Genomic DNA, 18,110 nt, shown 5'->3' with positions numbered 1-18,110 from the left:
GAACAATCAAAGGGAGAGAAAAAAATGAAAAAGAGCTTGTTTATGCTTATTAGTATGATAGTTATCGTTGCAGTCTTATCCGCATGCGGCGCCAACGGAGGAGCGAACAATACGCCGGCTAGCACTTCAAATGATTCTTCGGCAGCGGCAGAAACCTCCCTCGATACGGACAGCAAAGAGCTTACCGTTTATACCGCGCTTGAGGATGATCTCATTAAGGAGTATTTGAAAACTTACAACGAAAAACACCCTGACATCAAATTAAATATCGTTCGTGATTCAACGGGCATTATTACAGCGAAGCTGCTTGCCGAAAAGGATAATCCGCAAGCTGACGTCGTATGGGGCGTTGCGGCTACAAGCCTGCTCGTGCTAGATCAAAGCGATATGCTGGAGCCTTACTCGYCGGTTGGCGTTGACCGCATTCAAACGGAATTCAAAGACAGCGCGAGCCCTGAGCACTGGGTAGGCATCGATGCATGGGAAACGGCGATTATTGCCAACACGGTTGAGCTTGAGAAAAAAGGTCTTGCCATACCGCAATCCTACGAGGATTTGCTTAAGCCTGAATATAAAGGTCTAATCACAATGCCTAACCCGGCATCCTCTGGTACAGGATTCCTAACGGTTTCCGGCCTGCAGCAGCTGCTTGGGGCAGATCAAGCCTGGGCGTATTTAGACAAACTTCATGAAAACATCGGAATTTACACGCATTCGGGTTCAAAACCGGCAAAAATGGCTGGTACTGGCGAATATCCAATTGGAATTTCCTTCGGATACCGCGGCATTAAAGAGAAAAATGACGGTTCGCCAGTTGAAGTTGTATTCCCGACCGAGGGATCAGGCTGGGACGTTGAAGCAAATGCATTGTTGAAAAAGACAAAAATTAAGAAAGCGGCGCAGGAGTTTTTGGACTGGGCCATCACGGATGACGCCATGGCAGAGTACAGCAAGAACTATCCAATCGTAGCAGTTAAGGGCGATTCCAGTGTAATACCAGAGGGTTATACAAAAAATCCGATCGAGCAGTTAATCAAATACGATCTTCAAGAAGCGGCGAAGCAGCGTGACGGTGTCCTAAATGAATGGAGCACTCGTTACGACAGCAAAAGCGAGCCGAAATCATAATCCGTATTGAAGCAAAAGGCTGGCAAGCGGTTAGTAGGCCGCTGTCAGCCTTTTATAATTTCAGTACCGAATCCATATGAATAGGAGGGCTTAAATTGATGGCAATATCGAGGAGGATCGGGGTTTTCTTAATTGCTTTTACCGTTCTTTTCGGAGCGGTATCGTTAACAGGCACTGGAAGCTCATCCTTGCTTCCGGCAACGAATGCAGCAGCTGCGAGCGCAAAGCTATCTTTGAGAGAAAGCCAGAAGCTTACGGTAGTCGGACAACCCGTGAAAGTCGTTGTGAAAGGCGAGCAATTAACCGACTTGTACGGATTTGAATTCAAGCTGAAATATGACACAGCAAAGCTGAAGTTTATGAGCGCCTCCGCGGAGTGGGAAGGAATGGCAATCTCGCCAATCGACAAGAACGGTGTCGTTACGTTTGCGCATACGAAGGTTGGAGCCTCGGCGAAAGGCGTTAGCGGTACGGCTGCTATTGCCACGTTCACGTTCGAAGCGGCGGCAAGCGGGAAAACGGGCATAGAGCTGCTCGAGGCCAAGCTTGTGGATAGCGAGGTGAAGGCTGTTCAGCTCAAAAGCGCTGCGAAGCTGGCTTTGTTAACGAGCTCATCTGCTCCTATTGCTTTTTCCGATATCAAAGGGCACTGGGCCGAATCGCATATCGGCAAAGCAGCTTTATTTGATCTGGTCACCGGGTATGAGAACGGTACCTTCCAGCCGAATGGCCAGGTTACGCGGGCGCAATTCGCAGTGATGCTGAGCCGGGCTTTCATGCTGGAGACGATGCAATCCTCTCCGGCCGATTTTAAAGATAAAGACAAGTTTCCGGGTTGGGCCGAAGCTTCCATTATGGAAGCTGTTCGCGCGGATGTCATAGACGGCTATGATGACGGTACCTTCCGCCCGGACCGCCTCATTACGAGAGCGGAGATGGCAACGATGATTATGCGGGCATCGCGTTATCCCTTGGATGAGGGTGCGACAGCGACGTTTGCAGATGCCGAGAAAATACCGGTATGGGCTAAGCCGTCGGTAGCATCCGCCGTTTCGCATAACCTGTTGAAGGGAAGAAGCGGCAATCGTTTTGAACCACAGCAGCACGCGACGCGCGCGGAAGCCGTAACGATAGTTTTATCGCTTGTTGATGCGTTGTATAAATAGCAATCTACTAATTGAATTAGGGCAACAGGAGCTGAACTGAGGATGATCATCGGAATTCCGAAAGAGATGAAAAACAATGAAAATCGAGTAGCGATAACGCCGGCAGGCGTCGAGGCCTTCGTCCATGCCGGCCATGAGCTGCGCCTTGAGACGGGTGCTGGACTTGGCAGCGGGTTTACGGATAAGGATTACCGGGAAGCTGGGGCAACCATCGTGTCTGCTGCAAGTGTTGCATGGGAGTCGGAACTTGTCATAAAAGTGAAGGAGCCGCTGCCTGAGGAGTACGCCTATTTCCGCGAAGGACTTATTCTGTTTACTTATTTGCATCTTGCAGCGGAACCGGCCCTTACAAAGGCGCTGGCAGACAAAAAGGTCATTGCGATTGCTTATGAAACAATTCAGTGCGAGGACGGTTCATTGCCGCTTCTCATTCCGATGAGCGAGGTAGCGGGACGGATGTCGATCCAGATCGGCGCTCAATTTCTTGAACGCTCCAATGGCGGGAAGGGCGTACTGCTCGGCGGAGTTCCGGGCGTTGCGCCGGCTAAAGTCGTCATTATCGGAGGGGGCATCGTAGGAGCTAACGCGGCTAAAATGGCCCTAGGACTTGGGGCAGATGTTACCTTGCTTGATATCAATCCAAACCGGCTGCGGCAGCTTGATTCCCAGTTCCAAGGGCGCCTCAGAACAGTGGCGTCAAACAGCTATACGATTGCAGAGGCCGTGAAGAGCGCGGATCTATTGATAGGAGCGGTGCTGCTTCCGGGCGCTAAGGCGCCGCTGCTTGTTACGGAAGCTATGGTGAAAAGCATGCAGCCCGGCTCCGTGATCATCGATGTGGCCATCGACCAAGGCGGCTCCATTCAGACGATTGACCGGATCACGACGCATAGCGAGCCGACGTATCTAAAGCATAACGTCGTACATTATGCGGTCGCAAATATGCCGGGAGCGGTCGCGCGAACCTCAACGATGGCGTTAACGAATGTAACGATTCCGTATGCCCTGCAAATTGCAAATCAGGGCTATAAGCAGGCAGCCTTGCGCAATAGTGAGCTGGCGAAAGGAATAAATGTCATGGATGGGATGATTACCTGCAAGGCCGTTGCAGAGGCGCACAACTCTCCCTTTGAGTGCATTGAGGCGATGTTATCTGGTCAAGTAACCATCGCAGCCAACTAAGAAAAGGTGTGGGCTGTTCCGAAAAATGAGCAGGAGCACATTTTGCACAAACGCCTATACGCTTTTCTCCTTTAATCATAGGATACTGTACCTTAACATAAAGGAGATGAACAAATGAGCTATGGAGTAGCAGGCGCAAATGTAGGACCAGGACATTGCGGACCAGTTTACCCGGTTGCAGGTGTTAGCCACTGCGGTACTGGGGTTGGCGGAGCGTTTTCAAGTGTAGGCGTTATCTTAGTCCTTTTCATTCTGCTTGTCATTATTTCCCGTTCTTTGTGCCACTGAGCGGAAAAGCTTACTTGTAAATCGGCAGCATAGCGTTTCCACTACTTGAAATAGCATAAATACCCCCAAGTGCCTGAGCCTTGGGGGTTTTGCATGCAGCAGCAGAAGCAGCAGCTATTCGCGAACCTCTGCGATGAGTTCGATTTCAACCGGCGTGTGGAAGGGGAGGTCACTTGTGCCGATTGCGGAGCGGGCGTGCCGGCCGTTTTCGCCGAACACTTCGATGAGCAAATCGGAGGCTCCATTCAGTACATATGGCTGGTCGCCGAAGCCGGGAGTGCTGTTGATGAAGCCGAGAATTTTTACGATTTTTACGACGCGGTCGAGGTCGCCCAAATGAGCCTTCATGGCGGCAAGCAGGTTAATGACGACCTGTCTGGCCGCTTCTTGCCCTTGCTCGATCGTTAGATCGGAGCCAATTTTCCCCTCGTACATCAGCACGCCGTCGATGCGGCAGTCGAAGCCGGAAGTATAAATCAAATTGCCAGTTTGATTGACCGGGATATAGGAAAACTTAGGTTTCGTGGTTTCTGGCAAAACAATACCTAGCTCAGCAAGACGTTTTTCGATGGTCGACATAGATAAACAGCTCCTTATTATTGGGTAGGGTAAGATGCGTAACGAAGTTTGTTGCCTAGTGCGTGCAGCAATGCTGCGCGCGAATGAGATGGCCTTCGCGTTTACGCGTGTGCGTGCCGTGCGAAAGCGTGAGATGGCCGGATACAATGACATGCGAGATGCCGGACGGATATTGGCGCGGCTCCTCGAAGGTAGCGGTATCCTGGATAACATCCGGGTCGAACACCGTAATGTCGGCAGCATAGCCGGGCACGAGCAGCCCTCTTTTGCCAAGCTTAAACCGCTGCACAGGAAACGAGGTTAGCTTGCGAACCGCCTGCTCAAGCGACAACACCTTGTCCTCGCGGACATATTTGGCAAAGACGCGCGGGAATGTCCCGTAGGTGCGCGGATGCGGCTTGCCGATTTCGCAGTTTAAGCTGTCGGAGGCGATCAATGACTTCTCGTAGCCGATAACCTGCTTCACATCATCATCCGACATATGGAAATAGACGATGGCGATCTGCCCGTTCTCCTCCAGCAGAAGATCCATCATACAATCAACAGGATGCTGCCCGCGCAGTTCGGCGACCTCGGCAATGGATTTGCCTTCAAGCGCTTTGTTCGCTTCCGTCTGCATAGACGAAATGATTATGCTGGACCAGCCGGTCGAGCACACGAGATTATCCCATGTGTCCTGCTCGCGGCTAAGCTCCTCTTTTATTCGCGTACGGAGCGTTTTGTCGCGGAACGCCTCAAGCGTTGCTTCGATACCGCCTTCGAGCACCCAAGGCGGCAGTACGGTCGTTAATGTCGTAGAGCCTGCGGCATAAGGATACACATCTACGGTGACGTCCATGCCGCGTGCTCTGGCAGCCTCCACGAGCTCCATCGCGTCAAGCGCCTTGCCCCAGTTCGCGCGGCCCGCTGCCTTCAAATGGCTGATATGCAGCGAGATGCCGGCCCGTTCCGCGATCCAAATGACCTCGGCAACGGAAGGCAGCAGGTTGTTGCCTTCACCGCGAATATGAGTGGACAGTAAGCCGTTGTATTTGGGCAGCACGCTGCAAAGATCGGCGAGCTCATCACGGGAGGTATAGCTGCCCGGCGCATACAATAATCCGATTGATAGGCCGATGGCACCGGCACGGAGCCCTTCTACAAGCAAGGTCTTCATGCGTTCAAGCTCGTTCTTCGAGGCAGGGCGGTTCTCAAAGCCCATCACCGCGATACGAAGCGCGCCGTGCGCAACGTAAGTGGCGATGTGCTCCGAAGGATTCGAGCGGCCGACAAAGTCCATATATTGACCGACCGTTTCCCAAGGCCACTCCCAGCTTGTGCTGCCGAGCACCGGCTGCACGTACGCTTGCAGCAGCTGGGCTTTTTCCCGAACGAAAGGAGCAGGGGCGAGCCCGCAGTTGCCGACAACCTCGGTGGTTACGCCCTGCTGCAGCTTAATTTCGCTGTGCGGATGATCGATAATCATGAGGTCGGAGTGACAGTGCCCATCGATAAAGCCGGGAGAAATAACCTTGCGGCCTACATCAATGATTTGTCCTGCCTCTTGGTCAATGCGGCCCATCGCAACGATGAGGCCGTCCTTCACCCCAACGTCGCCGTTATACCAGGGGTTACCGCTGCCATCGACGATCTTGCCGTTTTTCAAAATAAGATCGAGCATGCTGTTTAGACACCTCCTTGTCGTTATTCGAGCATACCGCGTGCGGCTACGGAAGTTTTGCGGAGCTGCCCGTCCATTTCCTTAATGTAGACGAAGCTGTGCAAATTGACCGTGCTGCAGATATGGTTTGGGATAATACGAATGACATCTCCTACCTGATAGACAGCATCAGGAGCCACGCGAATCATGCCATGCTCTTCATTCATTCGCTCCAGCACGGCATCCGGGTCTCCGGTGACATGACCGAAGCCTTTAAGAAATAAGGGAGCGATGCCTGGCTGCACATCTGTCGCGAAGGTTTTGCTGCCGCCGTCGATCACGATTAAATCATCCGCGGGCCGGCTGACAATGGTAGCGAGCACGGCGCCGGCGCATTGTTCAAGCGTGCAACTGCCAAACGCGGCCTGCATCCGGTCCTGGTAGATATAGGTGCCGGGGCGAACCTCCGTCACGCCGTCTATCTCAGCTGCGTAGATTGCCGTCGGCGAGGAACCGACGCTCACATCTTGAATCGTTATGCCGGCAGCTCTAAGGGCAGTCGCTGCCTCGGCCATTAAACGGCCTTCCTCATGACCGGCCGCTTTGATGTCGAGCGTCGAAGCACCCCCAACCATAGCGCCGCGATACGTGAAAATTCCGCTAAGCTTAATCCCGGGGAGCTCGGTGACCAGCCGGGCGATCTGCACAGCTTTGTCGATGGCAACGCCCGTGCGCCTCAGTCCGGTTTCGAGCTCAAGCCGCACCTCCAGCTCAGCGCCTTCCCGCAGCGCCGCTTCAGAAACTCTCTTCGCTCCTTCGAGACTGTCAACCCCGATGATCAGCCGGATGCCGGATCGGCTCAAGCGTGCTGCCCGATCAAGCTTGGATTTAGAAACCAGCGGATAGGCGACGAATATATCGCGAATGCCGCCGCTTGCCATCACTTCAGCCTCGGAGATTTTCGCTACCGTAATGCCAACCGAGCCCGCGGCGATTTGCCGTGCAGCCATCTCCGGCAGCTTATGTGTTTTGGCGTGGGGACGAAGCTTTACGCCAAGACGCGCAACCGCCTCCGCCATGGCTGCAATATTGCGCTCAACGACATCGCTGTCGATGACGACGCAAGGGGTTTCAAGCTCCCTTCCTTCATATAACGGCGCATGCATCCATTCGCTCATAGTCCTGTTCCTCCTTCGATATCTTCGACTTTGGATTCCTCCAAGTAGCTGTACAGCGTAAACTTTGAAATACTCAAATAGCTGCAAACCTTCTCGCCCGACTTCTTAATCAGAAAGGCGCCCTTTTGGTCGAGCAATTGTATGATTTTAATTTTATCTTCCTTCGTCATCGCTGCAGGCGGTTTGCCGACCGTCTCCTGCGCTTCTTGTATAAGCGTATCAAGCAGGTCATTCACATTGCTGACGAATGATTCCCGGACCGGCGTAAGTCCGCTTGCTGTAAGCGATTGGAGCGTTTTCTCCGCTACCATTAGATCGGTAATATCGAAGTTAATGCATATTGCTCCGATGATGGTTCCCGCATTATTTTTTACATACATGGAGGTGGAGCGGAGGATACGCCCGTCCTTCGTCTGCGTGACATAGTTATGGCGGTTATCGCCCTCCGAGGTCCCGCGCATAATTTCCAAGCCGAGATTTGTGCCGGGATCTCCGATTTTACGCCCCGTCACATGGCCATTCTCGATCGCTACAATTGTGCTGTCAACCGGCTTTGACCAATCATGGACGACAACCTCGCAATGATCACCGAACTGCGCGGTTATGCCCTTGGCCATCTCTGTCAAAAATAATAGCTCCTGCGATATGGATTCCACTTACGCTCACTCTCCCGTTTGCCTTACAGTCTTGTTGCCAACATGGTACTACGGCGGATGGGAAAAATCAAACAAAAAATCTGTTGACCTAAAAAAAAGTATGATTGGAGATGTGTTTAAACTTTTTTTAGGCATACTAATGAACAAGTTTGATATTTTAAACACGTATATGCGGCTTTAATTCTGCCCTATACATCGTTCGAGCTGGCGATTGCGATATTTGTATGTATGGCTTACGATGGCGCTTGCCGTTGTTCCGACCATCATCGCTTATCTGGCTTTTCAGGAGCAGGTGATGAAAGGAATGACCGCAGGAGCGGTTAAGGGTTTAAGAATCGGGCCCCGTCACAGGTGAAAGATTGATGCTGCTTTCACGCGCGAGACTCTCTGTCTTGGCAGAGGCATACTTGATTTTAATATGGGGCTACAGTGTACATTCTGCAACAGAATGACCGGATATAGCTGGCGCGAGAGCCTGCGCTGCAGTTTATACAGCGTATTCGCCGCTAAGATCAGCAATATCACGGCTGACGCGGATTCTAGTGTATTTTATACACTGTAAGCCAGCGGTTCAGCTGCCATGAAAGGTTTCTATTGCACAAAGTGCAGTGGAAGCCTTTTTTAACATAAAAATTTATAAGTTTTCACTTATAAATGTGCTCATCTATCTCCGCGAAACGAGCTTTTACCGCCAAAGGACGGCTGCAGCCGTTACGCTTGATAGATAAGAATTTATAAGTTTTCACTTATAAATGAGCTTATCGATCTCCGCGAAACGAGCTTTTGCCGCCAAAGGACGGCTGCATCCGTTTACGCTTGATAGATAAGAATTTATAAGATTTCACTTATAAATGAGCTTATCGATCTCCGGGAAACGAGCTTTTACCGCCAAAGGACGGCTGCAGCCGTTTACGCTTGATAGATAAGAATTTATAAGTTTTTACTTATAAATGAGCTTATCTATCTCCGCGAAACGAGCTATTGCCGCCAAAGAACGGCTGCAGCCGTTTACGTTTGTGCGAGGGCATAGTAAGGGAATGCTTATAATTGAAGATACCTGCCAAACGGGCTCATATAAAAGATGAAAGAGCGTAACTGTTACGATATAATAGAATCCATTCATCTTTTACTTAAAATACGGACATACGGGAGAAAACGCGATGACTATTCAAGAACAAAATATACCGGTTCATTTGTTGTCTGGCTTTCTTGGGAGCGGGAAGACGACGCTGCTCAGAAGATTGCTGGATTATTATACGGCGCAGGGCAAGAAGCCGGCGGTCATTATGAACGAACTGGGCGATATTAATTTGGACGGCCAGCTGGTAGGCGACGAGGTGCCGATGGCAGAAATGCTCAGCGGCTGCATTTGCTGCACGATGCGCGGCGATTTGGGTATGGAAATCAGCATGCTCATCAACGAGCATCAGCCTGATGTGATCTTCATCGAATCAACGGGTGCAGCCAATCCTATGGAAACCTTGGATGGGGTAACCGAGGCGGCGATGTACAAAGCGATTGATCTGCGCAGCGTCATTACGATTGTTGACGGACCGGAGCTGCTTGCGCGCAGCCGTGACGGTAAGGGACGCACGTTCAAGCTGATGCTGGAGCAAATAAGATGCGCCACGGTTTTGCTGCTGAATAAAGTGGACAAGCTGGAGCCTGATGAACTCGTGGAGGCGCAGCAGCAACTTAGGGAGCTTAATGCCCATGCTCAAATTATAGCGACGGTCCGCTGTGCAATAGACGATTGGAGCTGGCTCGATGCGGATCTCGCCCCAAGCGCTGCTCTCCATCCAAATCATGCGGTTGCAGCCCATCACGAACAAGAGGACGCTGCAGCTGAGCACGCCGGCGAAAGCGAGTCCTGCGCCGTACCTGGCTGCACGATTGATCACCAGACGCATGGAAACAATGAAACGGGCCATCATCATACGCATGACCATGTCATGGTTGTGACGCATTATTGGCGCAATCCCGTAAGCAGCGAAGCATTCGAGTCGCTGCTGCAGCGGCTTCCGTCTAACATTTACCGGGCGAAGGGCATCGTTACGTTTACGGATGCGCCAAGCCGCTTTCTTTTTCAATTCGCCTATAAGGAGTCGGATTTTATGCGGATCGACCCCCAAGGCCATGTCAATGATGTAGCGGTATTTATCGGTGAACATTTTTCTAAGGAATGGCTGCTGAAGGAGCTGGAGCAGCTGGAAAACGCTCATAGCAGGGAGCTGCAGGACTAGTTTCACCGTTGTAGGAATATGTCGAAAAATGCCATTAACATGTCTATTCACGTGAATGCTTGGGCAAAATAATCCAGACGGGGTTTGCTTAGCCTCGGCATGACGATTGCAATGGAAAGGTGTGGCAGCAAATGATTAGAAAATGGTTTATCCCCATCGTGTCGCTGGCCGTATTGTTTGCGGTCGCTCCCGTGTGGGCCGCGAAGTCAGTAGCGGTTTTGCCAGATGTTTCACTAACGGCACAGCATCCCGAAGAGTCCGATATGAGCAATGAGCATAAGCACCATAAGGGCAAAATGACTCGCAAGGACTTTGAGGCTTATCGACTGGAGAAGCTGAAAGAGTTAGCGACATACTTCGGTATCCAAGCCGAAGGGAAAACGGCGGAACAGCTAAAGAAGGAAGTAGAGGCTGCGAAGCTGGCTAATAAGGATAAGTGGGAAGCGTTTAAAGCAGAACATCAAGCGAAGCGTCTTGAGCATTTGCGCAATATTGCCAAGGAGCATGGCATCAAAACCGAAGGCAAGACGTCGGAGCAGCTTCGCGAGGAGCTTTTCCAGCTTCACGGGGGGAAAGGCAAGCGTCCTCATCGCCTGGAGGATCATGACCGCGCCAATGATGAAAATGAATCGAAGCAAAAGACCAAGCAAAGCGAGGTATAAGCTGGGTCATCCGAATCCGCCTGAGTCATGGACTGAGGCGGATTTTTTTGGCTGCGCGGCAAAACTGAGCAGACGATAGGCGGAAATACTTACTCAAGAAAAATAATGGAATAACTTACTAGTCAATTATAATTTAAAAAGGTTCAATCGACCCTTGTGATATCGAACAATGGTGATTTCAGTGGTTTTTTGTCGAATTATATAGTGATAAAATCCTATTTTTTCATTGTGCTGAGGATGAACTGTCAAGTATACTAGAACCACATCATAAATTGACATATTTCGTTGATTTTTGCTTTCTCCGACAACAAGGGGCTGATAGATGACATGGGAAGGTTTAGGCTAAGCATCGCTCAAAAATTAATATTTTCACTTGGCCTGCTTGTCATTCTCTCGTTTGGTCTCTTAGTATCCGCCCACCTCATTAAGCTTTATCACTCAAACCTTCGTGAAAGCGAGCTTGAAGCGCAAACGCAATCAATCGCTTACATCCATCCTTTCTCCAAAACAATGGAACAAGCTATGTCTATGCTCAATACGCTGGAAGCAACGATGCAGCTGATGGATGATCATCAGCAGCAAAACCGGGAATATATCGTTGAACTGCTGAAGTCGGTATTAGAAGATAGTCCAGAGTTATTAGGAGTATATACATTATGGGAACCAAACGCCTATGACGGCAAAGATGCGCTTTACCGTAACAAAAACAGCTATGATGATGCGAGCGGCCGTTTCATCCCATATGCGGTTCGCAAGAACGAGTTTATTGAAGTGCTGGCCACCGAGAATTACGAGAATAAGGAGCATGGGATCTTTTATCAGCTTCCGAAACTAACCAAGTCCTTCTCGCTTTTGGAACCGTATTCCTATGAGATTGACGGCAAGTCCATATTAATGACATCGCTTGTCCTGCCTATTTTGGATGACCAAGGCGATTTTTTAGGTATAGTCGGTGCGGATATTTCACTGGAATCGGTTCAGAAAAAAATTGAAGCGTTTCGTCCGCTGGGCGGGTACGCCAATATTATAACGACTGAGAATCATTATTTGGCCAACGGCAAAAATCCTGGACTGGTGAATACGCCGTATCAGTTATGGTCGAATAGCGATGAGCTGGAAGCGCTGAAGGGGACGAGTCCGCGGAAAGCCTACACGCCGGATTCGAGCGGAAACGGTACGGTATTGCGCATGTTTTATCCTATTCTTATACATAATGTTCTTTGGCATATCGAAACCGTCATTCCCAAAAAAAATATGCTGACGGACTATTATAAAAGCTTGTGGGAGTCCATACTCATCACAATCATTGCCTTGATTTTTATGACGTTTGTGATGGCGCTGCTCGTTCGCAAAATTATTTTGGTCAACATCCACAAGGTGGTGCTGGCAACCTCCGCGGTTGCTGCAGGAGAGGAGCAGCAGCTAAGCATACATACGAATGATGAATTTGAGTTTATGGCTATTCAATTCAATCATATGATTGCCCAGCGCAAGGAATCCGAACATCTTATTGAATACCAATCGACGCATGACTTAATGACCGGCTTGCCTAATCGTTATGCCTATCACCGCTACCTGGAAGGGAAAGCAACGGAGAGTCCTAAACCGCAAGGGAATTTCGTTTTGCTTTTCATTGACCTTGACCGCTTCAAAATGATAAACGATACGCTTGATCATGCGATGGGCGATCTATTGCTGCAGCAGGTAGCGGAACGGATCGTGCGGTCAGTCGGCAGCTGCGGACGCGTATTTCGGTTCGGTGGCGACGAGTATGTTGCGCTGCTGGAGGATGTAAATGACCTTCACTTTACAGCGCGCGCCGCGGAAGCTATTTTGTCGGATATTTCCGAGCCAATCGGGCTAAGGGATCGAATGTTTTATATAACGGCAAGTATAGGAATCAGCGTCAATCAGGAATGGACGCCTGCTGCGGCGGACCAGCTCGTAAAGGAAGCGGACATCGCGATGTACGTTGCGAAGAAGGAACGCAATACGTACAAGCTGTATGCTCCTTCCATGAATGACGTGACGAAGAAGGAACTGATTCTGGAGAGTAGCATGTTCAAGGCGCTGGAGCTAGGAGAGTTTATGCTCTGTTTTCAGCCTAAGGTTGAAATAGCGACCGGGAGAATTTACGGTGCGGAGGCTTTGATACGGTGGAACCACCCCGAGCTTGGGATGGTGTCTCCGCTTGATTTTATCCCTATTGCCGAGAAAACGGGTTTTATTATTCCGCTTGGCGATTGGGTGCTCTATATGGCCTGCAAGCAGATCAGCGAATGGGAGCGAATGGGCTTGTCGCAGCTTTCGGTGAGCGTGAACATGTCGATGATCCAATTCCAGCAAAAGCAAATCGTCCATACGATTGAGCGGATCATATCCGGAGCAGGCATAAGGCCGGAGCAGATCGAACTGGAAATTACCGAATCGATATTTATGGACAATCCAACGCACACGCTCAAAATCTTACATGAGCTCACTCAGCTTGGCGTCAAGCTGTCGCTTGATGATTTCGGCACTGGCTATTCCTCGCTCAGTTATTTGCAAAACATTCCGCTGCATACGCTGAAGCTCGATAAATCCTTTATCAGCGGAATCGTAAGCGATTTTAAGAAACAAATGATTTACAAGTCCGTTATCGTCATCGCGCATCATTTAAATTTGAAAGTGGTGACCGAAGGCGTAGAGACTCAAGAAGAGCTTAATGTGATCTGCAGCCATAATTGTGATGCTGTTCAAGGCTACATTTACAGTCCTCCTGTTCCGGCCAGCAAGTTTGTACAGCTGTTCATGGAACATAATATAGATGCTTAATGATCAATCCGTCTCCCCTTATACGTGGAGGCGGTTTTTTTATCGTGCCCGGCAATCCACCCGTTTGGTAAAATATTGTTTAGCGTTGATGTGTTACAAAAAGGAGGAAGGAATCGTCTTCCTTATAGCTTGAGCAAAAAAAAGCAAGGAGGTAATCGGAATGGAACATTCGGCGCCGGATTTGTTTCGTCAGCAATTTAATCAGCATTATCCTTTGGTAAGACGAAAGCTCATTGCGCTTATTCGCGATGAAGCAGCTGCTGAGGATCTCGCCCAGGAAACATTTCTAAGGTTATACCGGAATCCGCCGGATCAGCCTGAAGCAATCGGGGGCTGGCTTCACCGCGTATTAACGAGGCTGGCCTATGATTATATGGAAAAGAAGGCGCGGGAGCGCGCATTAACGGAGAAGCAGGAGCAGAGCATGCTGTCACAGCCGCAGGCCGAGCAGTCAGGCGAACAGCAGCTGCTCGATAAAGACGAGCAGGAACGGGTTCAAGGCTGGCTTGATGCCCTGCCTGAACGGGACAAGCAAATGCTGCTGCTAAGGTATGAAGGATACAGCTATGCAGAGATAGCGGAGCAGCTTAAGGTCCGGCAGCCCCAGGTCGGAATGATGCTGCGAAGAGCTGGGGATCGGTTAAAGCGGCATGCGCAGAAGGCAGAGGGCGCGTTTTCGCATGAATAGTAAATTAGAAGTCAAAACCTTTTAGGAGGAGATCAGGATGACAGCCAATGGTGATTTGAATAAGCGGGAACAAGAACAAATGTCGGCTGCATGGGCCCGTCTCGAGAAGCAGCTGCAGCAGACGGAGCAATCGCCGCTCTGGCAGCAATGGGAGACGCAAGCTCTGATAAACGAGTCTGCAAAAGGGAAGGAGAAAGAAGGTTTCACTCCAACGGGAGGAGTGCAAGCGCCGAAATCTGCAATCAGTCCGGTTCTTTCCGAGGCGCAGCAGGCTAATGCTGTTCCGCTGGGAAGACCGCGCGCAGCTTTAAATGAGGCTGAAAGCAATCCGCGTAAGGGCGGTACGGCCCGTCGCTGGCTTCGAAGAAATCTAGGCAAAACGGCAGCCGCATGCGCTGCTGCCCTGATCACGGTGGTGATCGCTACTCCGTCAACGAATGAGGCTTTGGCAGCCTGGCTGAATACGTTCCGCATGGAGCATGTGATGGTGGTAAACGAGAATGATTTGGAATCGCTTTTGAACGGCTTTATGAACGAAGGCGAGTCGCTCGAGACGAATAATCGGTTTGGCAGCTTCGAGCGGTCGTCGGAAGGAAGCTGGGAGCCGCTGACAGCAGGGCAAGCAGAAGAAAGGCTGGGCTTTTCGATACCGGCCATAACCGTTGCGGAGGACCAGACGACGGAAATTTCTTCGAGGACGGCGGAGGCGCTTACGTTTCGCTTAAACGTGGACGAAATAAACAGCGCAATGCGCAGTCTCGGTGCGGATAAGCTGCTGCCTGAATCCGTTGACGGCAAAGCGATAACCTTTCATTCAGACCAAGGGGTAAATGTGGCATATCGACCGAATGAAGGAAGCGCCTCTGAGCAAAGTGTGAATGTTTCTTATATCAAAGAGCCAAGCATAAACGTAGATTCTTCGGTAGATGTAAAAGATGCCTATGAGGCGGTTATCCGTTTCCCGGCTCTGCCCGAGCATTTGCGTAATTCGCTGCAGCAGGCTATCAGTCTGGATAAAGGCGAAATGCCGATACCGATTATTACAAATAATAAAACGGAGAAGGTTGTTATTAAAGGGGTAGAGGTTTATATGGAACAGATAGTCGGTCAAACCAACCTCCATGCCATTTGGCTGCAGGACGGACTTGTTACCAATGCGAATTTCTTCGGCTATGAGGATAAGCAGAAAATACAAGCCATCCTGGCGGAGCTGATTCGTTCATGAGTTCCTATGCGATTGAAACCAGCCAGTTAACCAAGGATTATGGTGACGGACGCGGCTGCCACGGCGTTACGTTAACCGTTAGAGAAGGGGAAGCCTTTGGCTTCCTCGGCCCTAACGGAGCTGGAAAAAGCACCATTGTGAAAATGCTCACCGGATTAATTAAGCCCAACTCAGGCAAAGCTCAAATTTACGGTCATGCTTCGCGAACGATTGAAGCAAGGCGCAGATTTGGCTATTTGCCTGAGCTTTTTCGGTATCCGGATTGGCTGACAGGCGAAGAGGTGCTTGCTTTCCATGCGAAGCTGTGCGAGCTGGACCGCATAACGGCAAAACGGCGTATCCGCCAGCTTCTAGACGAGGTAGGGATCGGCAGCCGCGGACGTGACCGGCTTAAAGGCTATTCAAAGGGAATGCAGCAGCGGCTTGGCCTCGCATGCGCGCTGCTCGGCGACCCGGCGATCCTGTTTCTGGATGAACCGGCCTCCGCGCTCGATCCGGTAGGCCGGCATGAGGTGCGGGAGCTGCTCGCTAGGCTAAGAGGACAGGGTAAAACGATTTTTCTTAATTCGCATTTGCTGGAGGATGTAGAGCAGCTATGCGATAAAGTGGCTCTGCTTAATAACGGAAGGGTGCTTGCGGAGGGCAAGCTCTCGGAGGTGATTCGCTCGCAATCTATTTGGCGCCTGCGCGTCAGCGGATATACGCCGCTCGCAGCTGAACGCATCCGTCAAATGCTTGGCATAAGCGCTGCGGTCACCTTATCGGAGACTGGAGAAGGCACGGCATGGCTCGAGCTCGAGCTCGAGAATGACGAGCAAATCGGTTTGGTGAATTATTTGCTAATTGAACTGGGGCTAACCCTGTATGAGGTAGGAAAAGTACAATCAAGGCTGGATGAGTGGTTCAGGCAAGCTGTAACGGGTCTGGAACATAGGGGGGAACGAAGATGATCGCGGTATGGGGTTTAACCTGGAAGGAGCTTATTCGCAAGCGCGTGACGCTGATGACGATCATAATGACAATACTTTTTTGGATTGCTTATTGGTTCGTTGCGGATGCGATAGCGAGCGGGGAAGTGCATGTTGCTGCTTCTATGGACCTGCTCGAAAATTTCGCCCGCAGCTCGATGATTTTGACGCTTGGCTTTTTTTTCGGGGCATTCGCAGTCGCATTCTTGGCGATTTTCAGCTCGGTTGCCGCTGTAACCGGTGAAGCGGAATCGGGTGTGCTGCAATCCGTCTTAGCTCGGCCGATTCAGCGCTGGAGATGGTTTATGGGCAGATGGCTTGGCTTTGTCAGCTATGTTGCGCTTTATGCAATCTTGTTGTTCGTTTCGATTATAGCTATCAGCTGGATCGAAACGGGTGTCCTATTTAGTCCCACCGTATTGTTAAAATCGTTGGCCTTATTCCTTGCTTCTATTCCGCTGCTTGTTACCTTAACCATGGTTGGCTCTTGCTACATTAGTCCGCTGGGAAATGGGATTTGGATGACGATGCTGTTTGGGATGGGGTGGCTTGGCAGCACGATCGGACGGTTTATGGAATCAGGTGTGAGTCGTATGAAAGAACTTCAGACGCTTGAGACAATTACGGGACTAATTAAGCTGGCTATGCCAGCAGATGCTTTGCAGCAGCGCATGCTGAGCGAGTTATTTTCCATCTCGGAGCTCAGCGGTTTGTATAATCTCAATAACGAACTAAGCATTTTCTCGATTAGCGGCGCTGCCACCAACTCCTTATTAATTTACTGCCTCATTTATACGGTTGTCATGCTGATGGTTGGTTTGCTCATGATGAGACGGAAGGATTTCTAAAAAAGACTGCCCCCTATGCAGGAGGCAGTCTTTTTTTATTATCTATGTCGTCCATTGCGAGTGGACAATTGCGCTTACGTACCAGGCTCCGTTCAATTCCTCCAACACTAGGATCAAGCTTTCCCAATCCATTCCCTCGTACTGGGCATCAAATCCGCTGAAATGATAATCCACAACATAGCTGTTCGGAAATATATCCTTGATATTGACCTTCATATTCCCTGTTCCTTTAATTTCATCGTTGCCGACGGTTTCTGCATTTAGAAAGTCTTTGTCATATACAAACTTGTCATAATACTGCTGGAAGGTGAGATCAATCGGTTCGCCGGAGCCGTCATAGGAGCCGAAGTGGTAGACGGTCGTATCCGTTAAGTCTGGAAAACTCGCAGCTGGAAAAACTTTGGCTGTAGCCGTATCAATATGAGCATAGGGTGAGAATAATAAGCCTTTATCGGGATGGATATAGGCTTTCAGGGTAGTTATATCTGATTCCTTCAGTGCTAAAATAACCGCAGCGGCAGCATCGTCCGGCGTGGCGGCTTCATCTGGTCCATTATCGTTCGTGTTGTCATTTGAGCCTGCTGCATTATCAGGTGATGGAGACGCAGGGGCATCTGTTTGTTGATTTTGATTCGTGTTCGTATTTGTTGGAACATTTCCGTTATTTTTGTCCGTCTGATTCGCATTCGTATTGCACGCCGTTAATAAAAGCATAAGCGCGACGACAGCTATTATCTTTTTCATTATTCAATCCCCCTGTTATTGGATTATAGTTGTAGCCTTGTTAACAAGTCAGACGTGAATTTTTGTCAAAAGTTGCATAGGTGCTTGTGGACTTTAATCACG

At 50.1% G+C, this 18,110-nt stretch carries 16 protein-coding genes and 1 pseudogene; 12 read left to right on the top strand and 5 right to left on the bottom strand.

Features of this window, described 5'->3' with window-relative positions; genetic code table 11:
* The first annotated feature begins 24 nt into the window (after positions 1-24).
* From AC1DLI_RS11230 to AC1DLI_RS11215, 4 genes and pseudogenes are all read left to right on the top strand, one after another.
* Positions 25-1,128 carry a putative 2-aminoethylphosphonate ABC transporter substrate-binding protein gene (locus tag AC1DLI_RS11230; RefSeq protein WP_477602512.1) on the top strand — a complete coding sequence of 368 codons (1,104 nt, stop codon included), beginning with the start codon at positions 25-27 and terminating at the stop codon, positions 1,126-1,128.
* A gap of 98 nt (positions 1,129-1,226) precedes the next feature.
* A complete protein-coding gene (locus AC1DLI_RS11225) occupies positions 1,227-2,294 on the top strand; it encodes an S-layer homology domain-containing protein (RefSeq protein ID WP_477602510.1) in 1,068 nt (355 codons plus the stop codon).
* A 42-nt stretch (positions 2,295-2,336) separates the two neighbouring features.
* Positions 2,337-3,476: an alanine dehydrogenase gene (ald, locus tag AC1DLI_RS11220; RefSeq protein WP_477602508.1), complete on the top strand. Its 1,140-nt coding sequence runs from the start codon at positions 2,337-2,339 to the stop codon at positions 3,474-3,476.
* Between the two features lie 195 nt (positions 3,477-3,671).
* A pseudogene (locus AC1DLI_RS11215) lies at positions 3,672-3,764 on the top strand (YjcZ family sporulation protein); the annotation flags it as partial.
* 114 nt (positions 3,765-3,878) lie between these two features.
* On the opposite strand, the gene AC1DLI_RS11210 reads toward AC1DLI_RS11215, so the two are convergent.
* Genes AC1DLI_RS11210 through AC1DLI_RS11195 form a run of 4 tightly spaced genes read right to left on the bottom strand, consistent with a single transcriptional unit; the run spans position 3,879 to position 7,816 of the window.
* Complete coding sequence (locus AC1DLI_RS11210) at positions 3,879-4,343, bottom strand: RidA family protein (RefSeq protein ID WP_477602506.1); 465 nt, start codon at positions 4,341-4,343, stop codon at positions 3,879-3,881.
* Positions 4,344-4,398: 55 nt separating this feature from the next.
* A complete protein-coding gene (locus AC1DLI_RS11205; protein ID WP_477602504.1) occupies positions 4,399-6,003 on the bottom strand; it encodes an N-acyl-D-amino-acid deacylase family protein in 1,605 nt (534 codons plus the stop codon).
* 23 nt (positions 6,004-6,026) lie between these two features.
* Positions 6,027-7,160, bottom strand: a complete 1,134-nt coding sequence (locus AC1DLI_RS11200; RefSeq protein WP_477602502.1) for an alanine racemase — start codon at positions 7,158-7,160, stop codon at positions 6,027-6,029.
* Positions 7,157-7,816 carry a helix-turn-helix transcriptional regulator gene (locus AC1DLI_RS11195; RefSeq protein ID WP_477602500.1) on the bottom strand — a complete coding sequence of 220 codons (660 nt, stop codon included), beginning with the start codon at positions 7,814-7,816 and terminating at the stop codon, positions 7,157-7,159. The genes AC1DLI_RS11200 and AC1DLI_RS11195 overlap by 4 nt, the downstream gene beginning before the upstream one ends.
* 220 nt (positions 7,817-8,036) lie before the next feature.
* Here AC1DLI_RS11195 and AC1DLI_RS11190 point away from each other — a divergent pair, with 220 nt between their 5' ends.
* The 8 genes from AC1DLI_RS11190 to AC1DLI_RS11155 all read left to right on the top strand — a co-directional run bounded on the left by AC1DLI_RS11190 (position 8,037) and on the right by AC1DLI_RS11155 (position 17,264).
* Positions 8,037-8,171 carry a hypothetical protein gene (locus AC1DLI_RS11190; RefSeq protein ID WP_477602922.1) on the top strand — a complete coding sequence of 45 codons (135 nt, stop codon included), beginning with the start codon at positions 8,037-8,039 and terminating at the stop codon, positions 8,169-8,171.
* Positions 8,172-8,976: 805 nt separating this feature from the next.
* A complete protein-coding gene (locus tag AC1DLI_RS11185) occupies positions 8,977-10,059 on the top strand; it encodes a CobW family GTP-binding protein (RefSeq protein ID WP_477602498.1) in 1,083 nt (360 codons plus the stop codon).
* Between the two features lie 131 nt (positions 10,060-10,190).
* Entirely contained in the window at positions 10,191-10,721 is a 531-nt protein-coding gene (locus tag AC1DLI_RS11180; protein ID WP_477602496.1) for a hypothetical protein, read from the top strand.
* A 327-nt stretch (positions 10,722-11,048) separates the two neighbouring features.
* Positions 11,049-13,535 carry a bifunctional diguanylate cyclase/phosphodiesterase gene (locus tag AC1DLI_RS11175; protein WP_477602494.1) on the top strand — a complete coding sequence of 829 codons (2,487 nt, stop codon included), beginning with the start codon at positions 11,049-11,051 and terminating at the stop codon, positions 13,533-13,535.
* Between the two features lie 160 nt (positions 13,536-13,695).
* The gene (locus AC1DLI_RS11170) at positions 13,696-14,223 is read left to right on the top strand and encodes a sigma-70 family RNA polymerase sigma factor (RefSeq protein WP_477602492.1); all 528 of its coding nucleotides are present in this window, start codon (positions 13,696-13,698) and stop codon (positions 14,221-14,223) included.
* 37 nt (positions 14,224-14,260) lie between these two features.
* Positions 14,261-15,448 (top strand): hypothetical protein, encoded by a 1,188-nt coding sequence (locus AC1DLI_RS11165; protein ID WP_477602490.1) that lies wholly within the window; start codon positions 14,261-14,263, stop codon positions 15,446-15,448.
* The gene (locus AC1DLI_RS11160; protein WP_477602488.1) at positions 15,445-16,398 is read left to right on the top strand and encodes an ABC transporter ATP-binding protein; all 954 of its coding nucleotides are present in this window, start codon (positions 15,445-15,447) and stop codon (positions 16,396-16,398) included. The genes AC1DLI_RS11165 and AC1DLI_RS11160 overlap by 4 nt, the downstream gene beginning before the upstream one ends.
* Positions 16,395-17,264 (top strand): ABC transporter permease subunit, encoded by an 870-nt coding sequence (locus AC1DLI_RS11155; RefSeq protein WP_477602486.1) that lies wholly within the window; start codon positions 16,395-16,397, stop codon positions 17,262-17,264. Before AC1DLI_RS11160 ends, AC1DLI_RS11155 begins: the two co-directional genes overlap by 4 nt.
* Before the next feature lie 42 nt (positions 17,265-17,306).
* Here the strand turns inward: AC1DLI_RS11155 and AC1DLI_RS11150 are convergent, their stop codons facing one another.
* Positions 17,307-18,008 (bottom strand): YxeA family protein, encoded by a 702-nt coding sequence (locus AC1DLI_RS11150; protein WP_477602484.1) that lies wholly within the window; start codon positions 18,006-18,008, stop codon positions 17,307-17,309.
* Between the last annotated feature and the right edge of the window lie 102 nt (positions 18,009-18,110).

This window comes from Paenibacillus sp. 01T443, assembly GCF_056398325.1.
This window is presented reverse-complemented; position numbering and strand designations above follow the sequence as displayed.